At 68.7% G+C, this 2,438-nt stretch carries 2 protein-coding genes; both read left to right on the top strand.

Features of this window, described 5'->3' with window-relative positions; genetic code table 11:
- Nucleotides 1-147 precede the first annotated feature (147 nt).
- Nucleotides 148-885 (top strand): glucose 1-dehydrogenase, encoded by a 738-nt coding sequence (locus tag ACFU8Q_RS41000; protein ID WP_384465173.1) that lies wholly within the window; start codon nucleotides 148-150, stop codon nucleotides 883-885.
- A 502-nt stretch (nucleotides 886-1,387) separates the two neighbouring features.
- Nucleotides 1,388-2,438: cbb3-type cytochrome c oxidase subunit I (locus ACFU8Q_RS40995; RefSeq protein WP_384465171.1), on the top strand; the 1,051-nt coding region annotated here is incomplete at its 3' end.

Raw genomic sequence — 2,438 nt, 5'->3', positions numbered from 1 at the left:
GGCCTGAACGGCCGCTCGTCCGGCGAGGGACGAGCGGCCGCGCTGTCGCGTACGCAGCAGTTCGTTCTCCGCGTAATCGCGTACGACGGGCCACCGCGCCGGTAGGTTCGAACGACCGGATCAACTGCTCGTCGAGGGGGAGAGACCGTGCCGACAGGTAAGAACGCGGTGGTCACCGGAGGATCGCGGGGTATCGGCCGCGCGATCGTCGAGCGCCTGTGCCGCGACGGCGCGCGTGTGGTCTTCAACTACGCCACCAGCGACGACGCGGCCGAGGAGGTCGTGCGCACGGTGCGGGACAACGGCGGCACGGCCACGGCCATCCGTCTCGACCTCGCGGACCCGGACGGGGCCCGGCAGCTGATGGAAGCCGCCGAGGAGCAGCTGGACGGACTCGACATCCTGGTCAACAACGCCGCACTGTGCCTCCCCCCGTCCCTCATCGCGGACACCGACCCGGACGTGTTCGACAAGGTGATGACGGTCAACACCAGAGCGGTCTTCATGACGATCCGCCACGCGGCAGTGCGGATGCGCGACGGTGGCCGCATCGTGAACATCTCCACCGCGAACACCGTGCGGCCGGGCCCCGGCATCTCCGCGTACGCCGCCAGCAAGGGTGCCGTCGAGCAGCTCACCGCCATTGCCGCCCGCGAACTCGGAGCCCGCGGGATCACGGTCAACACCGTCTCGCCCGGTGCGACCGACACCGAGCTGCTGCGCGGCAACAACCAGCCGGAGGCGCTCGAAGCAGTCGCCGGTATGACCCCCCTCGGCCGACTGGGCGAACCCGCGGACGTGGCCGATGTGGTTGCCTTCCTCGCCGGCCACGACGGCCGGTGGATCACCGGCCAGAACGTGCGCGCGACGGGCGGGCTGGCCTGAGGTGCGCCGGGGCGCCCGGACCGGTCACCGGTCCGGGCGTCCAGCGTCCTCCCCGGTAACAACGTTGCCCGGTGAGACAGTTCGGGCTGCCCCGAGGTGCCGTGGCGAACCGGTGGAGTGAACCGGTGTGCGGTCGTGGCCGGTTGAGCGGGAGAGAACTCCGCTTCCTGGGCCCCGGCTCGTACCGCCGGGTCGTCACACCGGCGGCGCGCGGGGCGACCCCGCCCGGCCGCGGACCACGCCTCGTCCGTGACCCCCGCCGAATACCGCATCGCGAGCGCGCGCAGGCGTGCGGGTCGCAGGCCCGGACCGGAGGACGCCCTGACGAGTGAAAGTCACGCGACGGAGGGCGCAGGGCCGCGCGGAGTGGCCCCGCGACTGATTTGCTGCACCTGGAATCTGGCGTGACGCGCGGGGGAGCGGTCGGTCGGCCGGCCGGTGGAGACGGCGCCCCTGGCGGGTACGCGGTCCACTCGCGAATGACAATCGAAGGAGCGTCCCAGTGACGACGACGGGCACAACAGGGGCAGCCGACGAAGAGGAGGCGTACGCGAACGAGATTCCGGTACGCGCCAAGCAACCGGGCAACGTCGTCATCAAGTGGCTGACCACCACGGACCACAAGACGATCGGCACGCTCTACCTCGTCACGTCGTTCGCCTTCTTCGTCGTCGGTGGTGTGCTGGCCCTGGCCATGCGCGCGGAGCTGGCCCGTCCCGGCACGCAGATCATGTCGAACGAGCAGTTCAACCAGGCGTTCACGATCCACGGCACGATCATGCTGCTGATGTTCGCCACCCCACTGTTCGCGGGCTTCACGAACTGGATCATGCCGCTGCAGATCGGCGCCCCCGATGTGGCGTTCCCGCGGCTGAACATGTTCGCGTACTGGCTGTACCTCTTCGGCTCGCTCATCGTCGTAGCCGGCTTCCTCACCCCGCAGGGCGCGGCCGACTTCGGCTGGTTCGCCTACTCCCCGCTGACCGACGCGGTCCGGTCGCCGGGCATCGGCAGCGACATGTGGATCATGGGTCTCGCCTTCTCCGGCTTCGGCACGATCCTCGGCTCGGTCAACTTCATCACCACGATCATCTGCATGCGCGCACCCGGCATGACGATGTTCCGCATGCCGATCTTCGTCTGGAACGTCCTGCTGACCGCTCTCCTCGTCCTGCTGGCCTTCCCGGTCCTCGCGGCGGCCCTGCTGGTGCTGGAGGCGGACCGCAAGTTCGGTGCGCACGTCTTCGACCCGGCCAACGGCGGCGCGCTGCTCTGGCAGCACCTCTTCTGGTTCTTCGGTCACCCGGAGGTGTACATCATCGCTCTGCCGTTCTTCGGGATCGTCACCGAGATCCTTCCGGTCTTCAGCCGCAAGCCGGTCTTCGGCTATCTCGGTCTGATCGGGGCGACGATCTCCATCGCCGGCCTCTCGGCGACTGTGTGGGCGCACCACATGTTCGTCACCGGCGGTGTGCTGTTGCCGTTCTTCTCGTTCATGACCTTCCTCATCGCGGTACCGACCGGGGTGAAGTTCTTCAACTGGATCGGCACGA

The sequence above is a fragment of the Streptomyces sp. NPDC057543 genome (assembly GCF_042801895.1).
In the GTDB taxonomy this organism is placed as follows: Bacteria; Actinomycetota; Actinomycetes; order Streptomycetales; family Streptomycetaceae; genus Streptomyces.
The sequence above is the reverse complement of the archived record's forward strand: the minus strand, read 5'-3'. Positions and strand labels throughout refer to the sequence as shown.